Genomic DNA, 18,876 nt, shown 5'->3' on the forward strand with positions numbered 1-18,876 from the left:
CCGCGCGAGAACCGCGAGCCGCGTGAAGCGCGTGAGCCGCGCGAGGGCCGCGAGCGCGACAACCGTGGCGCCGAGCGCGCGGAAGCCATCGAAGGCGCGGCGCGCGGTGAGCGCCAGGAGCGCCGCGAACGGGGTGAGCGCACCGAACGCGGCGAGCGTCGCAAGCCGCAGGCGGAAGCCGTCGCGGCGCTGACGCAAACCGAAGCGCAAGCTGCCGACGAACAGGCAATCAGCCGCGCCGTCGCGGACGAAAACGGTGCGCCGGTCGATCAGGAAGCGGTGGCGCGTGAAGGCGAAGAGCGTCGTCGTCGCCGTCGCGGCCGTCGCGGTGGTCGTCGTGAGCGTGAAGAAGACGTGAACGGCAACCTCGCGGCGGATGTCGCGGAAGCCGAAGGCGAAGGCGAAACCGTCGGTGAAACCGCCGCCACGAGCGACGAAGCGCCGATTCGTGCCGCCCAGCCGGTCAGCGAAACGCAGAACGTGACGCCGGTCGACGTGGTGGTCGCCGCTGTCGCGACGGAAAGCGTCGTCGTGACCGAGTTGCATGCGGCAGCCGAAACGCCGCTGGCTGCGGAAAACGCAGCGAAGACCGAAACGGTCGTGCCGCTCGAACAGGCTCCGGTTGCACCGCAGGCAATCGCGGAAGCACCCGCTGAAGCACCCGTGGCGGAAGCCCAGACTGCACCGGCCGTGAGCGAAACGGCTTCGCCGGTTGAACCGGTCGCGCATACCGAAGCGCCGGCTCAGGCTGAAGCACCGGTAGTTGCAGCGGCTGCCGAAGCACAACCGGCGGCACAGCCCGAAGTGCGAACGGAACCGCAGGTGGAACCGCAAGCGGCCCCCGCTCAGGCCGAAACGGCAACGCCGGCTACCGCTACCGTCGCAGCAGCACCGGCCGTCGAGCCGGCGCCGCAAGCCGAGGTCGCCGAGCCGCAGCCGGTCGTCGCAGCGGAACCGGCTGCCGTCGAACCGGCACCGGCCGTCGTCGAACCAGCAGCCAAGCCCGCGCAGCAGCAGGCACCGGCGCACGGTAGTGCGGCATCGGCCGACGCGCTGAAGCCGATCCTCGAACAGGCTGGCCTGATCTGGGTCAACACCGACGCAGACAAGCTGCGCGCCGCGCAGGAAATGGCAGCGCAGGCGGCCAAGCCGCCGCGCGTGGCACGCGAGCGCAAGCCGCTGCCGCCGGTCGACAGCACGCCGATGCAGCAGGTCGAAACGGTCAAGCAGCCGCAGTAAGCTACTCTTGTCAGCAAAAGCCCGCCCTCACCGGCGGGCTTTTTTCGTTTGGGGACGACCGCAACGTCGCTAGCGAAAAGCACGGCTGCATGCCGCTCCCCGTATACCCCGACAAGCCCCGTGGCACGCCTGTCGCCGCGAGCATTTCCGATAGAATGAATAATTCACTGTCCGTTCAAGCATTCGACGAAGCACCTCATGTCCCGACGCATCATTCCCGTTGCCGATCTCAGCTCGGCGCCGGTTATCGCCGGCCCGGCGCAGACGCCTAGCGGCGCGCTGCACGATACGCTCGCGCGTCCGCTGCGCGATCTGCGCATCTCGGTCACGGATCGCTGCAATTTCCGCTGCGTCTACTGCATGCCGCGCGCGGTGTTCGACAAGGACTACGCGTTCCTGCCGCACAGCGCGCTCCTGAGCTTCGAGGAGATCGAACGGCTCGCGCAACTCTTCGTCGCGCATGGCGTCGAGAAAATCCGTCTGACGGGCGGCGAGCCGCTCCTGCGCAAGAACCTCGAATTCCTGATCGAACGGCTCGCCCGCCTGACCACGCCGGCAGGCCGTCCGCTCGACCTCACGCTGACCACCAACGGCTCGCTGCTCGCGCGCAAGGCGCGCGGCCTCAAGGACGCCGGACTCGGCCGCGTGACCGTCAGCCTCGACGCGCTCGACGACACGCTGTTTCGCCGCATGAACGACGCCGATTTCGCAGTCGCCGACGTGCTCGATGGCATTGCCGCGGCGCAGGCGGTCGGGCTCGCGCCCGTGAAGGTCAACATGGTCGTCAAACGCGGCACCAACGACGGCGAAATCGTGCCGATGGCGCGCCATTTCAAAGACACGGGCACAGTGCTGCGCTTTATCGAATACATGGACGTCGGTACCTCGAACGGCTGGAATATGACCGAGGTGCTGCCGTCCGCCGACGTCGTCACGCGCATCGCCGAACACTTCCCGCTCGCGCCGCTCGAAGCGCATAGCGCCGCCGAAACCGCGCAGCGCTGGGGCTACGTCGACGGCGGCGGCGAGATCGGCGTGATTTCGAGCGTCACGCGGGCGTTTTGCGGCAATTGCACGCGCGCGCGGCTGTCGACCGAAGGCAAGCTGTACCTGTGCCTGTTCGCGTCGGCCGGCCACGATTTGCGCGCGTTGCTGCGCGGCGGCGCGAGCGACGCCGAGATCGCCACCGCCATCGCCGAAATCTGGCAAGGCCGCGGCGACCGCTATTCGCAACTGCGCGGCAGCCACCCGGCCTCGCTCGACGAACCGGCCGCACGGCGCGTCGAAATGTCCTACATCGGCGGCTGAGCGGCCGGCGCATGTCAATCACTCGTGAACAGATCACCGGCCTCGTGCTCGCGGGCGGGCGCGGCACGCGCATGGGCGGGGTCGACAAGGGGCTGCAGATGCTGCATGGCAAACCGCTCGCCGCGCACGTGCTGCGGCGCCTCGCACCGCAAACGGCTGCCCTGCTGATCAGCGCGAACCGCCATCCCGACACCTATGCCGCGCTCGGCGCCACCTATCGCGCGACGGTCGTCGCCGACACGCTCGCCGGCTTTCCCGGCCCGCTCGCCGGCATGCTTGCCGGACTGCGCACCGCCGGCACCGCGTATCTGCTCAGCGTGCCCTGCGATTCGCCGTGGCTGCCCGCCGACCTCGCCGCCCGCCTCGCGCACGCGTTGGACGAAAAGCAGGCCGATATCGTCACCGTCACCACCCTCGACGCTCACGGCGCGGCGTCGCTGCACCCCGTGTTCGCGCTCATGCGCACCACCCTCGCGGACGACCTCGCGGCCTTTCTGGCCGCCGGCGAACGCAAGGTGCGCGCGTGGTACGCGCGCCACACGACGGTCGAAGTCGCCTTTGCCGACGAGCGCCCGTTTTACAATGCCAACTCGTTACAAGAACTCGCCGACCTCGAACGTGATCGAGGCCCCGGCTGACCTCCGCTCCGGCCGCACGGCGATTGCCGCGCCCCTCTCCGGGCGCGCCGCCCAGCCCTTCATGACCACGCCCAACGACTTTTCCCGCTGCGTCGCGCAGTACGATCCTCACGCGCTACCCGTTTCGGCCGCTCAGGCGATTGTCCGGCAGTGGGCGACGCCGGTCGCGGCGGCCGAACGCGTGGCGTTGCGCGATGCGCTCGACCGTGTGCTCGCGACCGACATCGTCTCGCCGATCGACGTCCCCGCGCACGACAATTCGGCCATGGACGGCTACGCATTCAACCGCGCGGCGCTCGCCGGCGGCGCCGGGAACGTCGAGCTGACGGTGGCCGGCAAGGCGCTCGCCGGCCATCCGTTCACAGGCCGCGTCGCAACGAACCAGTGCGTGCGCGTCATGACGGGCGCCTGCCTTCCCGCCGACTGCGACACCGTCGTGCCGCAGGAACTGGTGGAGCGCGACAGCACGGATGCCGCTTCGATCCGCTTCGCCGCCGGCGCGGTCGCGGCCGGCGCGAACCGTCGTCTTGCCGGCGAAGACCTCGCGCGCGGCCACGTCGCGCTGCGCGCCGGGCGCATCGTGCGCGCATCCGACCTCGGCCTGCTGGCGTCGCTCGGCATCGGCGAAGTCAGCGTGCGGCGGCGTCTGCGTGTCGCGTTCTTCTCGACCGGCGACGAACTGCGCTCGCTCGGCGAGCCTCTCGATGCGGGCTCGGTGTACGACAGCAACCGCTACACCCTGTTTGCGATGCTGCGCCGCCTGAACGTGGACGCGCTCGATCTCGGCGTCGTGCGCGACGAACCGGCCGCGCTCGAAGCGGCGCTGCACAGCGCCGCGGCCAATGCCGACGTCGTGCTGACCTCGGGCGGCGTATCGGTCGGCGAAGCCGATTTCACGAAGCAACTGCTGCAGACGTTCGGCGACGTCGCGTTCTGGAGCCTCGCGATGCGCCCCGGCCGGCCACTCGCATTCGGCCGCCTCTGGTCCGGCGCGCAACCGGGGCTCGGCAAACCCGCGCTATTCTTCGGCCTGCCGGGCAATCCGGTCGCCGTGATGGTGACGTTCTATCAGATCGTGCGCGAGGCGCTACTGCTGATGTCCGGCGCGACGCCGCAGCCGCTGCCGGTCATTCACGCGACGAGCCGCGAGGTGCTGCGCAAGCGCCCGGGCCGCACGGAATTCCAGCGCGGCGTGGCCGCACCGGACGCTCACGGCCACTGGCACGTCAGCCCGACCGGCTCGCAAAGCTCGGGCGTGCTGAGCTCGATGAGCGAAGCGAACTGCTTTATCGTGCTCGGCCATGACGAAGGCGACATCGCCGCCGGAGAACACGTTTCGATCATGCTCTTCGACGGCCTTATCTGACGCCGGCCGGCGCGGCGCACACCATCAGCGGCTTCACCCACACGACTATCACGACACACGGGTTTGACTTACATGAAAAAACAGATCTCGTTCATCGCACCTGGACAGACGGCCAAAGCGCTGATCCTCGTGTACCTGACGTTCTCGGTGCCGATCGTGCTGCTCGGCGTCGTGGTCGCGTTCGTGCGCTACGGCTCGGTCGAGCTGAGCACGGTCTTCAGCGCCCTGCTGCTGAACGCGATTCTCGGCTTCGTGCTGCTGTGGATCGCCTGCCACGCGTACAACTGGGTGGCGTCGCGCTTCGGCGGCATCGAAATCCATCTGACCGACGTGCCCGAAGAGGCGTAATGCCGGCGGATGCCAGCTCAATCTTCGCGCCGGCATCCGAAAACTCCGTTATGGCTCGTCGGGCTCCACGCCCGACAGCGCCTCTCCCAGCAACCCGCTCGCCTCGTCGCCGGGCAACGCCTCGACGTCGCGCAGCTTGCGATTCATCACGCGCGTGCGCGTTTCCGCGGCCTCGATCGAACGCGTGACGGTTTCGAGCTGCGCTTTCGTCTTCGCGAGCACGTCGCCGAATTTACCGAATTCCGTTTTCACCGCACCGAGCACCTGCCACACCTCGCTCGAACGCTGTTCGATGGCGAGCGTGCGGAAGCCCATCTGCAGGCTGTTGAGCAGCGCGGTCAGCGTGGTCGGCCCCGCGATGGTCACGCGGTAATCGCGCTGCAGCAGGTCCGAGAGCCCCGGCCGGCGCAGCACTTCCGCGTAGAGACCCTCAGTGGGCAGAAACAGCAGCGCGAAGTCGGTCGTATGCGGCGGCGCCACGTACTTCTCGGCGATCGTGCGCGCCTCGGCGCGAATCCGCGCTTCGAGCGCACGCGACGCTTCTTCCACCGCCACCGGGTCGGCGCGCTCCTGCGCTTCGATCAGCCGCTCGTAGTCTTCACGCGGAAATTTGGCGTCGATCGGCAGCCATACCGGCATATTCGCGCCGCCGAGCTCGGGACGCCCCGGCAGGCGAATCGCGAACTCGACGCGATCCGCGCTCTTCGGCACCGTCGCGACGTTCTTCGCATATTGGTCGGCGGTGAGCAGCTGTTCGAGCAACGCTTCGAGCTGCACCTCGCCCCACGTGCCGCGCGTCTTCACATTGGTCAGCACGCGTTTCAGATCGCCGACGCCGGCCGCCAGCGTTTGCATTTCGCCGAGGCCGCGATGCACCTGTTCGAGCCGGTCGGAGACGAGCTTGAACGATTCGCCGAGACGCTGCTCCAGCGTCGCATGCAGTTTTTCGTCGACGGTGCGGCGCATTTCCTCGAGCCGCGCCGCGTTGTTCGCCTCGATATCCTTCAGGCGCTGCTCGATGGTCGCACGCACTTCGGCAAAGCGCCGCTCGTTCGCCTCGGTGAGCTGCCCGAGTTGCAGGCTCAGCGTGTCGCCGAACTGCTTGAGCGAGCGGCCCTGCTCGTCGCGCGCCTGCTGCGCCTGCACCTGCAGGCTGTGCCGCACGGCGTCGAGCTGCTGCGCGAAGCCGTCGATCTTGCCGCCCTGCACCGTCGCCATGCTGCCGAACTGCGCGGCGAGCGTCTGCTGAAACTGCGCAAAACCGCCGCTTTGCTCGCTACGCGACACGCGCGCCGTCTCGGCGATGTCGTTGCGCAGTTGCCGCTCGAGCCGCTCGGCGGTATGCGCCTGCGCGTCGACGACGGCATCGACGCGTTCGTTCAGCATGTCGAACTGCTCGTGCTGCTCCGTGCGGTCACGCCCGCGCAGCAGCAACGCGAGCGCGATCACGAGAGCGACCGCCAGCACCGCGACGGCCGCCACCAGAATCATCGTCATGAACGCGCCTTGCCGAGCACGTCGGGATTGATCGGATTCGGCGGCTGACCGGCGCGCGGCCCTTCGCCGAGCGCGGCGATGAGGTTGTCGGCGGCGAGATTCGCCATCGCGCGGCGCGTCGCTTCGGTGGCGCTGGCGATGTGCGGCGTCAGCACGACGTTGGGCACGTCGAGCAGCGCCGGGTTCAGGTTCGGCTCGCCTTCGAACACGTCGAGACCGGCCGCCGCGATGCGCTTCTCACGCAACGCCTGCGCCAACGCCGCATCGTCGACGATACCGCCGCGCGCGATGTTGGTGAGCGTCGCGCTCGGCTTCATGAGCGCGAGTTCGGCGGCGCCGATCGTGTGATGGTTTTCCTTCGTGTACGGCAACACGAGCACGACGTGATCGGCACGCCGCAGCAGGTCCTGCTTCGACACGTACTCCGCGTTCAGCTCGGCCTCGATCTGAGGCACGACGCGCGAGCGGTTGTGATAGATCACGCGCATGTTGAAGCCCTTCGCACGCCGCGCGAGCGCCTGGCCGATGCGGCCCATGCCGACCACGCCGAGCGTCGAGCCGTACAGGTCGCTGCCGAGGAAACCGTCGTAGCTCCACTTCTGCCATTGACCCGCGCGCAGCCAGTGCTCCGATTCGGCGATGCGGCGCGCCGCGGCCATCATCAGCGCCCAGCCGAAATCGGCGGTCGACTCGTTGAGCACGTCCGGCGTGTTGGTGCCGAGCACGTTCGCGGCGTTGAACGCGGCCATGTCGAAGTTGTTGTAGCCCACCGCCATGTTCGACACCACGCGCAGACGCGGCGCCGCCGCGAGCACGTCCGCGCCGATCATTTCGCCGGCGGTCAGCGCGCCGTCCTTGTCCGCGAGACGGCGCTTCAGTTCGTCGGCGGGCAGCACGTCACCCTGGTTCGCGTCGACGTCGAAGTATTGTTTGAGCCTGTCGATCACGTCGGGAAAGATCGAACGGGCCACGAGGATTTTCTGCATTGCAAGTCTCCGTAGGGGCGTCGGGCGGAATCGCCTCGGCGTCGAAATCAGTGTCTGAAAAAGAGCCAGCCGGTCAGCGCGAACAGCGGCAGCAGCACCGCACCCGACCAGCCCAGATACGCAAAGAAGCCCGGCATGCGCACGCCGCGGGATTGCGCGATGGCCTTCACCATGAAGTTCGGCGCGTTGCCGATATACGTGTTCGCACCCATGAACACCGCGCCGGCCGAAATCGCCGCTAGCGTGGTCGCGCCGCTCGTCATCAGCGTCTGCGCGTCGCCGCCCGCGAGGTTGAAGAACACGAGGTAGGTCGGCGCGTTGTCGAGGAACGAAGATAGCAGACCGGTCGCCCAGAAATACATGATGTCGCGCGGCTCGCCGGACGGCTCGTTGACGAGATGCACGAGGCCCGCGAACGCACCGGCTTGCCCCGCGCGCAGCATCGCGATGACCGGCACGATCGTCACGAAGATGCCGGCGAACAGCTTGGCCACTTCCTCGATCGGCGCCCAGTTGAAATCGTTGCCCGTGCGAGCCGCACGTGGCGTCAGCGCGAGCGACAGCAGCGTGACGCCGACGAGCGCGACGTCGCGCACGATGTTCTGCAGCGCGACGTGCGTGCCGAATACCTCGAACGTGATTTGCGGACGCCATAGTCCGCTCATCAGCACGAGCGCGATCGCCGCGGCGAGCAGCACGAAATTTATCTTGCCGTCGATGCCGCTCCGCTCTCTTTGCGGCGACGGTTCGGAGCAGCGCGACCGCGCATCCTCACGCCGATGGAAGTAGTACGAGTCGAGCGCGTAAAAGATCGCGAGCAGCACGCCGCTCACGAACAGCATCGGCCGTGCGAGATGCGTGGTGGTCCAGAAAAAGCTCACGCCTTCGAGAAAGCCGAGAAAGAGCGGCGGGTCGCCGAGCGGCGACAGCGAGCCGCCCACGTTCGCCACGAGGAAAATGAAGAACACGACCACATGAACCACGTGACGACGATTGTCGTTCGCGCGCAGCAACGGACGGATCAGCAGCATCGCGGCGCCGGTCGTGCCCATCACGCTCGCGAGCACAGTGCCGAGCGCCAGAATCGCGGTGTTCAGACGCGGCGTGCCGCGCAGATTGCCGCGCACGCGGATGCCGCCCGCGACCGTATAAAGCGCGGTCAACAGGATGATGAACGGGATGTACTCGTCGAACAGCGCATGAGCGAGTGCGCCGAGCGCCTCGTGCGCGCCGAAGCTCAGCGCAAACGGCACGAGAAACGCCAGCGCCCACGCCGCCGCGACCTTGCCGAAATGGCGATGCCAGAACGCCGGAGCGACAAGCGGAAATAGCGCGATGGAGAGCAGCACGCCAGCAAACGGCACGCCCCAAAACGCGGAGAGCGCGGCCCCGTCGAAGGTCGCGGCCAGGGTGGGACTGGACCAGCTCGCCAGCATCAATGCAACAGCGAGCCACTGGCCTGCCCTTACCGGCGGCACTTGCATGCCGCCGTGGCGCCGGTGACGACGGACAGCGCCCTCTACCACGCGCAGCGCATGTGCCGCACCTGCCGCCCGCGCGCTGAAACGCCGCCGCGTGCTTCGCTCAGGCACCCTGCACGACGATCGCATGCACGCGATAAGGGCCGTGCGCGCCGAGCACGATAGTCTGTTCGATGTCGCCCGTGCGCGAAGGACCCGAAACGAAATTGACGGCGCGCGGCAGCTCGCCGCGCTCCTTGCGGATCAGGCCGAACGCCTCTTCATGACCCGCGACAATGCGCGAAGCCGGCACGATCGCGATGTGCGTTTCCGGCAGCAGCGCCGCCGATGCGTAGGTCTGCGGACCCGAGAGCAGCACGAGCGTGCCGGTTTCGGCGGTCGCGCAGAAGCAGCCGGTGAGACCGACGGCGTCGTTGTCTTGAGGTTTGCGGAATTCGACGGCGAGGCCGGCTTCGCTCCATGGCAGATCGCCTAGCGTTTGCCAGGCGACGGCCCGCAGCGGCAAACCGTGTTGCGTCAGATAGCGATGCGCGGCGGCGGGGACATCGGAGAGGGCCTGCACGGTGTCGACCGTGGTCGCCATTTTTTGTGCTTCGTCGACGAAGCGCGCACACAGATCGCCGGACATCTCCGGACGCGGGCCGGCCGGATGGCGTGCGAGGTAATCCGTCACGGCCTCGCGTTCGGCAGCGCTCGGCTCGGGTTCGCGTCCCTGCGCTGCGCGGATGCGCGCCAGGATGTTGCGGCGGGCAATCGATGTGTCCATAAGCGAGGTCCTCGTGTCGACAGCCGTGCGGTATGGCGAGGATTATACCGACCACCCCTCGCGCGAACACCCTGGCCGAACGGCATATTGCCGTGCGTCGCGAGTGCGGCGACACTGGTCACCGAACCTGTATGGACATGAACGTAAGCCGCCCATGAACCTGCACGACCCGTGAGCCGGGAGGTCAGCCGAAACAAAACAAGTCGGAAAGCAGGCTGAAGCGCAAACCGGACGGCATTGCCCGGCATCACGCGTTACTTCGCCGCCTCTTCCTCCGGCTGCGTGATGCCGAACACCTGGCACAGATACGCGAGATAAGCCTTGTCCTCGCACATGTTCTTGCCCGGCGAGTCCGACAGTTTCGCAACCGGCTGACCGTTGCAGCGGACCATCTTGATGACGATCTGCAGCGGGTTATAGCCGAGGTCGTTGGTCAGATTGGTGCCGACGCCGAACGCGAGCTTGCAGCGGCCGCGGAAGCGTTCGTAGAGTTGCAGCACCTTCGGGATGTCGAGCGCGTCGGAGAACACGAGAATCTTCGTGCGCGGGTCGCAGCGATTGGCCTCGTAGTGCTTGAGCAGACGCTCGCCCCAGTCGAACGGATCGCCGGAATCGTGGCGCGCACCGTCGAACAGCTTGCAGAAGTACATGTCGAAGTCGCGCAGGAACGCCTGCATGCCGTACACGTCGGACAGCGCGATACCGAGGTCGCCGCGATATTCCTTCGCCCACATCTCGAAGCCGAAAATCTGCGAATCGCGCAGCCGCGGACCGAGCGCCTGGCAAGCCTGGAGATATTCGTGCGCCATCGTGCCGAGCGGCGTGAGGCTGTGCTTCATCGCGTAGAACACGTTGCTCGTGCCCGCGAACTGCTCGCCGAGACCGTCCTTGAGCGTGAGGATCACTTCCTCGTGCCATTGCCTCGAGAAGCGGCGGCGCGTGCCGTAGTCGGCGATCTTGCAGTCGGCGAATTCGGGGCGCGCGCCGAGCAGTTGAATCTTGTCGAGCAGACGGCCGCGGCCTTCGCGGTAGTCCGGCTCCTGCTGCGTGTTGCGGAAATAGACTTCGTTGACGATCGCGAGCACCGGAATCTCGAAGAGGATCGTATGCAGCCACGGCCCCTTGATGTCGATGTCGATTTCGCCATTGCCCTTCGGCGACGGCGTGATCGAAATGTACTTCTCGTTCAGATGGAACAGCGCGAGGAACTCGATGAAGTCGCCCTTGATGAAGCGCATGCGCCGCAGGTAGTCGAGTTCGTCGTCGGTGAAACGCAGTTCGCAGAGCTTGCGCACCTCGCCGCGAATTTCGTCGATATACGGCACGAGATCGACATTCGGCGTACGGCAGCGGAAGCGGTATTCCACGTTCGCGGCGGGAAAGTGATGCAAGACCACCTGCATCATCGTGAACTTGTACAGATCGGTATCGAGCAGCGAAGTAATCATCATGATGGTACGAACTGGACCGCTGGAAAAACGAAAAGGGCTCACACGACCCTTGCAACGAACGCGCATACGTCGCGCGCCTGACGCATGTTACCCGATGCGCCCGCATTCAGCGCGTCGCAAGCTCTCGCACGGCACGCCGCGGCACCCCATAAACTAATCACAAAAACATATAAGAGGCACGGCCCGATGCTTCATGCGCCTCTTGACGTTACGTTACAATACCGCTTTTGGCGTCCGCGCCTTCCCTGATTCCGTATGCAGGAGCTGCCTGAATGACTCACGTTGTGACCGAAAGCTGCATCAAGTGCCGCTATACCGACTGTGTCGATGTGTGCCCGGTGGACTGCTTTCGCGAAGGTCCCAACTTCCTCGCGATCGACCCCGATGAATGCATCGACTGCGCCGTGTGCGTAGCCGAGTGCCCGGTGAACGCCATCTATGCCGAAGAAGACGTGCCGGGCGACCAGCAGGACTTCATCGCGCTGAACGCCGATCTGGCGAAGGCGTGGCCGAGCATCACGAAGACCAAGGCACCGCTGCCGGAAGCCGACGAATTCAAGGACGTGAAGGAAAAGCTCGCGCTGCTCGCGCGCTAAGCGGCAACCTGTCACCCACCCTGCCAATTCGGATTTGTTATCAAGATGACCGCAGGGTATTGACAGGCACTTAAGCTACTTCTACAATTTCGCTTCTCTGCTGTTGTTGTTCTGTTCCTCGATAGCTCAGTCGGTAGAGCGCCGGACTGTTAATCCGTAGGTCCCTGGTTCGAGCCCAGGTCGAGGAGCCAAGAATTGCAAAAGCCCGTTAACCAAGACGGGTTTTTTTATGTAGATCAAGTTGTACTGCTGTTCCTCGATAGCTCAGTCGGTAGAGCGCCGGACTGTTAATCCGTAGGTCCCTGGTTCGAGCCCAGGTCGAGGAGCCAAAATTTTGAAAGGCCCGCATCCGTGCGGGCCTTTTTGTTTTGGCAGCGACGCTACGCGTCCTTCTCGCAACGATACGATTTCACACGTCGTGTATTGAGGATCGCATGCACGCAACGCGAACGCACCGACGCAAATCATCGGCACGCAGGTTTGCATGGCACCGCCCGCGCGCCGTTATACGATGGCGGCTTCGCGGCGCATTTCTCGCATTTCCTCTCGCGATTCTCGCGCTGCTCCACTCCAGGCACTCAACCGGGCATGTCCATGAACTCCACCTCGTTGCGCACCGCGCTCGCCGCCGTCGGCGTACTGCTGCTGCCTTCGGCGCACAGCGAAGAAGTCGCCAGCGTCAATACGAATTTCCGTATCACCGGTTCGGACCGCGTGGTCGTCGAGGCTTACGACGATCCCGTCGTGCAAGGCGTCACCTGCTATGTGTCGCGGGCACGCACGGGAGGCGTCAAGGGCACGCTCGGTCTCGCCGAAGATCCGACCGAGGCGTCGATCGCCTGCCGCCAGGTCGGGCCGCTGCATTTCACCGGTCCCGTGAAGCAGAAGGACGATGTGTTTTCGGTGAGCATGTCGTTGATCTTCAAGTCGCTGCACGTCGTGCGCGTGGTCGACACGAAGCGCAACGCGCTCGTCTATCTGACCTATAGCGATCGCGTGGTCAGCGGCAGCGCGAAAAACAGCGTCAGTGCCGTACCGATGCCGAACGGCACCACGATTCCCGTCAAATGACAGGCGACAGGCGACAGGCGTGGCAGGGCCACGGTCAACACGTCAGCGCGCGTGCGTCCCGGCAAGGCTTGCCGCGACGTATCGCGCGTGCCGCCGCCCGATATTGCCTCGCCGTCCGACACGCTCCGCGTGATGTCCCTCCCGAGCGGCGCCCGCCGCCGCACATGCCCACGACGCGCTACACTGATCGGCCCAGCCGGACTTTCGTCATGACCACCACCCACCGCTTCCGCGATTCCGCCCGCTACTGGCGCACGCCGCTTCTGCCCGGCGCGGACCTGCTCACGGCCGAATATCGCGATCACGAATTCGCGCCGCATTGGCACGATGCGTACACGATCCCGGTGATCGTCGCAGGCGCGGAATGCTACCGGTATCGCGGCGAGCATTATGTTGCCGAGGCCGGCAGCGTGCCCATCATCAACCCGGGCGAACTGCATACGGGATCGAAGGCAGTCGAGGCCGGCTGGCGGTATCGCGTGATCTATGCGCCGGTCGAGTTCATGCACGATCTCGCCGCGGAAGTCGGCGGCAAACCGCAGGCCTTGCCGTGGTTCGCGCCCGGCGTGATCCGCGATCCCGATCTCGCGATGCGGCTCGCGTGCGCGCATCGCCTGCTCGAAGCGGGCGACGACGAACTCGCCGCCGAGGCCGCGATGCTCGACGCGCTGTCCACGCTGCTGGTCCGCTATGCGCAGACACGGCCGGAGCCGGCGCGCCTCGCCACCGACGACGTGCGCGTCGCGCTCATGCAGGAGCGCCTCGCCGGCGACCTGCTCGAGTCCGTGCCGCTCGCGGAAGTGGCGAAGGCGACGGGGCTGTCGCCGTTTCACGCGGCGCGCCTCTTCACGCGAACGACCGGCTTGCCGCCGCACGCGTGGCGCAATCAGGTGCGCCTGCAGCGCTCGCTCGCGCCGCTGCGCGCGGGCATCCCGGTAACGGACGTCGCCGCCGCGAGCGGCTTCACCGACCAGAGTCATTTCACGCGCCACTTCCGCCGCATGTTCGGCGTGCCGCCCGGCCAGTGGCAGGGAACCGCGCGCGGAGCCTGAGCACGCGGGGCGGGGCGTCCGGGCAGCCCACGCGCTGACCGTAGCGCAAACAGCCGCACCGGCCCGGCGAACAGCGCCGAAGTCGATCCCGTCGTTTCCGGCTAGATGGCTAATAGCCGAATCTTCGAGCAGGGAAAATCAGGCGCGAAGCGGTGGCCTGCCGCGCCTCCATCGGCCTGCTTGGCCCATCCCCTCACCCGCCCGCAACGGGAACAGCACCCCGAACAGACAACCCGAACGACGACCCCGCAGCAAGAACGTACAAGCCCACCGCACCGCTCCCCGCTATGCTTCCGCAATCAAGGAGGCCAGATTGACCGATTCCCCCCAAGGCCAGCCCGTTCGCCCAGGCCATCTCAAAGAATTCAGCGCCGGCGCGCGCGACATCATTCCGATGCTGGTCGGCGCGGCGCCGTTCGGCGTCATTTTCGGCACGCTCGTCGCATCCGGCCCGCTGCATCTGTGGCACGGCCAGTTGATGTCGCTGATCGTATTCGCCGGCTCCGCGCAGTTCATCGCGCTCGGCCTGATCGCCGGACACGCGAGTTTCGCCGTGATCTGGGCAACCACGCTCGTCGTCAATCTGCGTCACGTGCTGTATAGCGCGACGCTTGCACCGCATGTCGCGCATCTGCCCAAACGCTGGCGCTGGGCGCTCGGCGCGCTGCTCACCGACGAAGTCTTCGCGGTCGCGTGGGAGCACTACCGGCATCGCGAACCGGGCACGGTCGGTCCGTATTATTTCTTCGGTGCCGGCGCGGCGATGTATCTGAACTGGCAGTTGTGGACCGTCGTCGGCCTGCTGTTCGGCGCGGCCTTCCCGGGCCTGCAAGCGCTCGGACTCGATTTCGCGATGGTCGCGACGTTCATCGCGATCGTCGTGCCGCAACTGGTCGCACTGCGCTTTATCGCGGCAGCCGCGACGGCGGGCACGCTGGCGTTTTTCTGGCAGGCATGGCCGTACAAGCTCGGCCTGCTCGGCGCGGTCTTCGCCGGCGTTGCAGTCGGCGTGCTGCTGTCGAGTTCGCGCCTGAGCCTGCGCGGCTCGCGCACCGCTGCGGAGGCCACGCGATGAACTACGTCCTTCTGATCGCCGGCATGGCCGCCATCACGTGGGTGATCCGCGCCGCCGTGTTCGTGCTCGGCGACCGGCTCGTATTCCCGCCGCTGCTGCGCACCGCGCTCAGCTTCGTGCCCGTTACCGTGCTGACCGCGATCATCGTGCCGATGGCCGTTTCGCCGCACGGCAACCATGCCGAGCTGAGCTGGCGCAATCCGCAGCTGGTCGGGGCGCTGGCGGCCGTCGTCGCCAGCGCGACGACGCGCCGGCCGCTGCTGACCATCGCGGTCGGGCTGGCCGTGTTCTTCCTCTGGCAGTGCGTCGTGCTGAAGTAAGCGCGTTCCGGGCCCGACCGCGCGGCTGATGCTGGCCGCGCGATGGCTCTGTACCGCGTTCGCGCCGGGCCAGCTCTCACGCCCTCACGCCCTCACGCCCTCACGCCCTCACGCCCTCACGCCCTCACGCCCTCACGCCCTCACGCCCTCAAGTTTCCCTCAACTCCGCCGATAAGCAGTCGAGGTCCGCTCATCGGGATTCGTCCCGCTGATGACGCGGCAACAGGCTGGAACAGCCGCGCCGGCAGCCGGCGTCGCATAGCCCCCGGTCCGCGTGCGGCCGGCGAGCGGCGCGACGCGCACCGCGCGGCACGAAAACGGGATAACACATGGGTCAAATCACCCTCAAGCTCAAGGACGAGACCGTCACGTCGCTGCGCAAAGACTTCGAGGCGTTTCTGCGGGTCTCGCTGAAACTCGATCCGCAGTTCGCGACGCCGTCGTTCGAGGACTTTTTGCGCGCGAAGCTGCTCGACAACATGGTGCCGCTAACCGAACACGCGGTGCAGCGGATGCTCCAGGGCGGCCAATACGCGTGGGCCAAGCGCACGCTCGACAAGGAGTTTCCCGACGTCGTCGCGATTCTGATGCGCCAGGCGGGCGAGTTCGGCTTCGGCTTCGCCGCGCGCTCGGAATGGACGCCCGAGGAACTGGCGAAGCAATGCCGCGACTGGGCGGCCGCGATCGTCAAGGAAGCGGAAGGCGACGCGACGCTCGTCGATCCGCTCGCCGCGCAGATCAGGAGCGCGGCACAGGACATCCAGGCGCTCGAAGAGGTAATGCAAACGCCGGCCTGGCGGCTCGTCGAATCGCTGCGTCAGCGCGTCTACGAGGCGAAGGTCGCGTGCGAGACGAGCACGGGCAGCACCGCGCGCGAAAAACTCGGCGAGCTGCGCGGGCTCCTGCGCCTCGGCCTTGCGCACGGCACGTTCCAGAAGCAGGAAGCGCAGCAGATCATGGAATACCTGCGCCTGCTCAAGCCCGAGATTTTCGTCGAGGAACCGGACGACGTGTTCTCGCGGCTCGCCGCGTGGCTGCGCAACTTCTTCGTGCCGCCGCGCCCGGTGGCACCGCAGCAGCAACAGCAGCGGCAGTCGCGCTAGGCGGCGCGCGGGGTTCGCGCCGCGCGGCGGCAAGACCGGGCAACGGTGGCCATCCGCCGTCGCGGCGCAGCAGCAGCACTGCGAGACACACGCACAATGGCGTCATCGCCGAATTCGTTCATCCCGCTCCGAGACGCCGTGCCTTGCTCCCGGCGCGCCGCACTCAATCCCACATCTTCCTGAGTTTCGCCGCAATCTCGATCTTCGCCTGCGCAGCGGCGGCGAGCCCCGCCGCACTCGGCGCGCGCGCGACCGGCACGCGCGGCCACGCATAGGCGTCGAACAGCGGCAGCATCGGCGTGGCGATGAAGCGCGTGCGCGATGCCCACACGTGGCGGTCGCCGAGATGGGTCTGGTTATGCACGTAAAAGCGCTGCGGCACGACGATGTGCAGGTCCTCCTTCGCGCGCGTCATCGCCACGTAGAGCAGGCGCCGCTCCTCGTCGATATCCTCGTCGCTGCCGGTACCGAGATCGGACGGAATGCAGCCGTCGACGCCGTTCAGCACGAACACGTTGCGCCACTCCTGCCCCTTCGCCGAATGGATCGTCGACAGGATCAGGTAGTCCTCGTCCAGCAGCGGCACGCCGGATTCGTCACTGGTCGCGTCGGGCGGATCGAGCGTCAGCTCGGTCAGAAAGCGCTCGCGCGACGGATACGTGCCGGCGATGCTCTCCATCTGCAAGACATCCGCGTGACGGATCGCGGCATCTTCGTGATTGCGTTCGAGATGCGGTTCGTACCAGCGCCGCACCATTTCGAATTCGGCGGGCCACGGCGTCTGCCGACCGTACACGCTCGACATCAGCTTGACGAACGGATGCCAGTCCTCCTGCGCCCGCGCCGGCGCGCTGAACCCGGCCAGCGCAGCGAGCGCGCCGCCTGTCGGCGCGGCCGGATCACCCTCGCCTATGCTCATGCCGGTGCCAACGCGCGCCGCGATGTCGTCGAGCAGCTTCGCCGCGGTCGCTGGCCCCACGCCCGGCAGCAGTTGCACGACCCGAAACCCAGCCACGCGGTCACGCGGATTCTCGGCCCAGCGCAGCACCGCGAGCACGTCCTTCACATGCACCGAGTCGAGAAATTTGAGCCCGCCGAATTTGACGAACGGAATATTGCGGCGGGTCAGCTCGATCTCGAGCGCGGCGCTGTGATGCGCCGCGCGAAACAGCACCGCCTGCGACTTGAGCTTGACGCCCTGCTCGCGCGCCTCCAGCACCTGTTCGACGACGTAGCGTGCCTGCGCGGCTTCGTCGGCAACCGTGACGAGGCGCGGACGCTGCGCCGATGCCTTGTCGGTCCAGAGATTTTTCGTGTAGCGCTCGCTCGCGAGTTCGATCACCGCGTTCGAGGCGGCGAGAATCGGCGCGGTCGAGCGGTAGTTGCGCTCCAGCGTGACCTGGCGCGCGGGCGGGTCGAACTGCTGCGGAAAATCGAGGATGTTGCGCACGGTCGCGCCGCGAAACGAGTAGATCGATTGCGCGTCGTCGCCGACCACCGTAAGGCCGCGGCCGTCGGGTTTCAGCGCGAGCAGGATCGACGCCTGCAGGCGGTTGGTGTCCTGATATTCGTCGACAAACACGTGATCGAAACGCGCCGACAGATCGGCGGCGATGGCCGGCTCGGCGGCGATGTGCGACCAGTAGAGCAGCAGATCGTCATAATCGAGCACGCTCTGCTTCTGCTTCGCGTCGACGTAGGCGGCAAACAGCCGGCGCAGATCGTCCTCCCATTCGCGGCACCACGGAAACGCGCTCTCGAGCACCTGGCCGAGCGAGGCGCCGGTATTCACGACGCGCGAATAGATCGCGAAACACGTGCCCTTGGCCGGGAAGCGCCGCTCTTTCGCGGACAGCCCCAGTTCATGGCGCACGAGGTTCATCAGGTCGGCGGAATCTTCGCGATCGTTGATCGTGAAGGCGGGCGAGAGGCCGATCAGATCGGCGTATTCGCGCAGGAACCGCGCGCCGACGCTGTGAAACGTGCCCGACCACGTGAGCCCTTGCGCGAGCGCGGCGCCCACGCCGCTCGTGCTGGCCGACGCGGCCGTGATGCGCGTGACGCGGCGCGTCATCTCGAGCGCCGCGCGGCGCGAAAAGGTCAGCAGCAGGATGCGGTGCGGATCGGCGCCCTTCAGCACCAGATTGGCGACGCGATGCGCGAGCGTGTTGGTCTTGCCCGAGCCGGCGCCCGCGATCACGAGCAATGCGCCGGGTGGCGCGTTCGGCGTGTCGGCCCCGTATTCGACGGCTTCGCGCTGCGCGTCGTTGAGCTTCGCGAGCCAGGCGGCGGTATCGAACGGCGGAGCGGATTCGGCGACGGTGGACACTGAGCGGTTCGTGCGTTGGATGGATTCAGGATGGCGACGCATACTGTATATCCATACAACTGCTCGCGACAAGCGCCCTTTTTTGCCGGGTCTGGGTGTGCCGCAACCGGCGCGCGGCTTGCCGGTTGCCGGTTGCCGGTTGCCGGTTGCCGGTTGCCGGTTGCCGGTTGCCGGTTGCCGGTTGCCGGTTGCCGGTTGCCGGTTGCCGGTTGCCGGTTGCCGGTTGCCGGTTGCCGGTTGCCGGTTGCCG

At 66.6% G+C, this 18,876-nt stretch carries 16 protein-coding genes, 2 tRNA genes and 2 pseudogenes; 13 read left to right on the forward strand and 7 right to left on the reverse strand.

Annotated features, from left to right (window positions below; translation table 11 throughout):
- From G3N58_RS30865 to G3N58_RS30885, 5 genes and pseudogenes are all read left to right on the forward strand, one after another.
- A pseudogene (locus tag G3N58_RS30865) lies at window positions 1-1,239 on the forward strand (ribonuclease E/G); the annotation flags it as partial.
- 198 nt (window positions 1,240-1,437) lie between these two features.
- Window positions 1,438-2,547: a GTP 3',8-cyclase MoaA gene (gene moaA, locus G3N58_RS30870; RefSeq protein WP_167042921.1), complete on the forward strand. Its 1,110-nt coding sequence runs from the start codon at window positions 1,438-1,440 to the stop codon at window positions 2,545-2,547.
- Window positions 2,548-2,558: 11 nt separating this feature from the next.
- Window positions 2,559-3,185, forward strand: a complete 627-nt coding sequence (mobA, locus tag G3N58_RS30875) for a molybdenum cofactor guanylyltransferase MobA (RefSeq protein WP_206001084.1) — start codon at window positions 2,559-2,561, stop codon at window positions 3,183-3,185.
- A gap of 61 nt (window positions 3,186-3,246) precedes the next feature.
- Complete coding sequence (gene glp, locus G3N58_RS30880) at window positions 3,247-4,551, forward strand: gephyrin-like molybdotransferase Glp (RefSeq protein WP_167042917.1); 1,305 nt, start codon at window positions 3,247-3,249, stop codon at window positions 4,549-4,551.
- A 72-nt stretch (window positions 4,552-4,623) separates the two neighbouring features.
- A complete protein-coding gene (locus tag G3N58_RS30885; RefSeq protein ID WP_167042915.1) occupies window positions 4,624-4,899 on the forward strand; it encodes a hypothetical protein in 276 nt (91 codons plus the stop codon).
- Between the two features lie 48 nt (window positions 4,900-4,947).
- On the opposite strand, the gene rmuC is transcribed toward G3N58_RS30885, so the two are convergent.
- The 5 genes from rmuC to pncB all read right to left on the reverse strand — a co-directional run bounded on the left by rmuC (window position 4,948) and on the right by pncB (window position 11,080).
- On the reverse strand, window positions 4,948-6,396 hold the full coding sequence (gene rmuC / locus G3N58_RS30890) for a DNA recombination protein RmuC (protein WP_205990345.1): 1,449 nt from the start codon (window positions 6,394-6,396) through the stop codon (window positions 4,948-4,950).
- Window positions 6,393-7,382 (reverse strand): D-glycerate dehydrogenase, encoded by a 990-nt coding sequence (locus G3N58_RS30895; protein ID WP_206001085.1) that lies wholly within the window; start codon window positions 7,380-7,382, stop codon window positions 6,393-6,395. The genes rmuC and G3N58_RS30895 overlap by 4 nt, the downstream gene beginning before the upstream one ends.
- A 47-nt stretch (window positions 7,383-7,429) precedes the next feature.
- Entirely contained in the window at window positions 7,430-8,818 is a 1,389-nt protein-coding gene (locus G3N58_RS30900) for a sodium:proton antiporter (RefSeq protein WP_206001088.1), read from the reverse strand.
- A 148-nt stretch (window positions 8,819-8,966) separates the two neighbouring features.
- Entirely contained in the window at window positions 8,967-9,629 is a 663-nt protein-coding gene (locus G3N58_RS30905) for a lactate utilization protein C (RefSeq protein ID WP_167042908.1), read from the reverse strand.
- A 254-nt stretch (window positions 9,630-9,883) separates the two neighbouring features.
- Window positions 9,884-11,080: a nicotinate phosphoribosyltransferase gene (gene pncB, locus G3N58_RS30910; protein WP_167042906.1), complete on the reverse strand. Its 1,197-nt coding sequence runs from the start codon at window positions 11,078-11,080 to the stop codon at window positions 9,884-9,886.
- Window positions 11,081-11,352: 272 nt separating this feature from the next.
- Between pncB and fdxA the strand changes: the two genes are divergently transcribed.
- The 8 genes from fdxA to G3N58_RS30950 all read left to right on the forward strand — a co-directional run bounded on the left by fdxA (window position 11,353) and on the right by G3N58_RS30950 (window position 16,297).
- Window positions 11,353-11,676 carry a ferredoxin FdxA gene (fdxA, locus tag G3N58_RS30915; protein WP_062127873.1) on the forward strand — a complete coding sequence of 108 codons (324 nt, stop codon included), beginning with the start codon at window positions 11,353-11,355 and terminating at the stop codon, window positions 11,674-11,676.
- A 115-nt stretch (window positions 11,677-11,791) separates the two neighbouring features.
- A tRNA-Asn gene (locus tag G3N58_RS30920) sits at window positions 11,792-11,867 on the forward strand.
- A 62-nt stretch (window positions 11,868-11,929) separates the two neighbouring features.
- Window positions 11,930-12,005: transfer RNA gene (locus G3N58_RS30925), tRNA-Asn, on the forward strand.
- Between the two features lie 265 nt (window positions 12,006-12,270).
- Window positions 12,271-12,747, forward strand: a complete 477-nt coding sequence (locus G3N58_RS30930) for a CreA family protein (RefSeq protein WP_206001086.1) — start codon at window positions 12,271-12,273, stop codon at window positions 12,745-12,747.
- A gap of 209 nt (window positions 12,748-12,956) precedes the next feature.
- Window positions 12,957-13,799: an AraC family transcriptional regulator gene (locus G3N58_RS30935; RefSeq protein WP_167042902.1), complete on the forward strand. Its 843-nt coding sequence runs from the start codon at window positions 12,957-12,959 to the stop codon at window positions 13,797-13,799.
- A 313-nt stretch (window positions 13,800-14,112) separates the two neighbouring features.
- Window positions 14,113-14,874 carry an AzlC family ABC transporter permease gene (locus tag G3N58_RS30940; RefSeq protein ID WP_167042900.1) on the forward strand — a complete coding sequence of 254 codons (762 nt, stop codon included), beginning with the start codon at window positions 14,113-14,115 and terminating at the stop codon, window positions 14,872-14,874.
- On the forward strand, window positions 14,871-15,194 hold the full coding sequence (locus tag G3N58_RS30945) for an AzlD domain-containing protein (RefSeq protein WP_167042898.1): 324 nt from the start codon (window positions 14,871-14,873) through the stop codon (window positions 15,192-15,194). The genes G3N58_RS30940 and G3N58_RS30945 overlap by 4 nt, the downstream gene beginning before the upstream one ends.
- 329 nt (window positions 15,195-15,523) lie before the next feature.
- Window positions 15,524-16,297 carry a DUF4088 family protein gene (locus tag G3N58_RS30950; protein WP_167285707.1) on the forward strand — a complete coding sequence of 258 codons (774 nt, stop codon included), beginning with the start codon at window positions 15,524-15,526 and terminating at the stop codon, window positions 16,295-16,297.
- A gap of 163 nt (window positions 16,298-16,460) precedes the next feature.
- On the opposite strand, the gene G3N58_RS30955 is transcribed toward G3N58_RS30950, so the two are convergent.
- Window positions 16,461-18,626 carry an ATP-dependent helicase gene (locus tag G3N58_RS30955; RefSeq protein WP_206001087.1) on the reverse strand — a complete coding sequence of 722 codons (2,166 nt, stop codon included), beginning with the start codon at window positions 18,624-18,626 and terminating at the stop codon, window positions 16,461-16,463.
- Window positions 18,627-18,651: 25 nt separating this feature from the next.
- Window positions 18,652-18,876 (reverse strand): annotated as a pseudogene (locus tag G3N58_RS30960) (hypothetical protein); the annotation flags it as partial.

The sequence above is a fragment of the Paraburkholderia sp. Ac-20342 genome (assembly GCF_017104985.1).
Classification (GTDB): Bacteria; Pseudomonadota; Gammaproteobacteria; order Burkholderiales; family Burkholderiaceae; genus Paraburkholderia.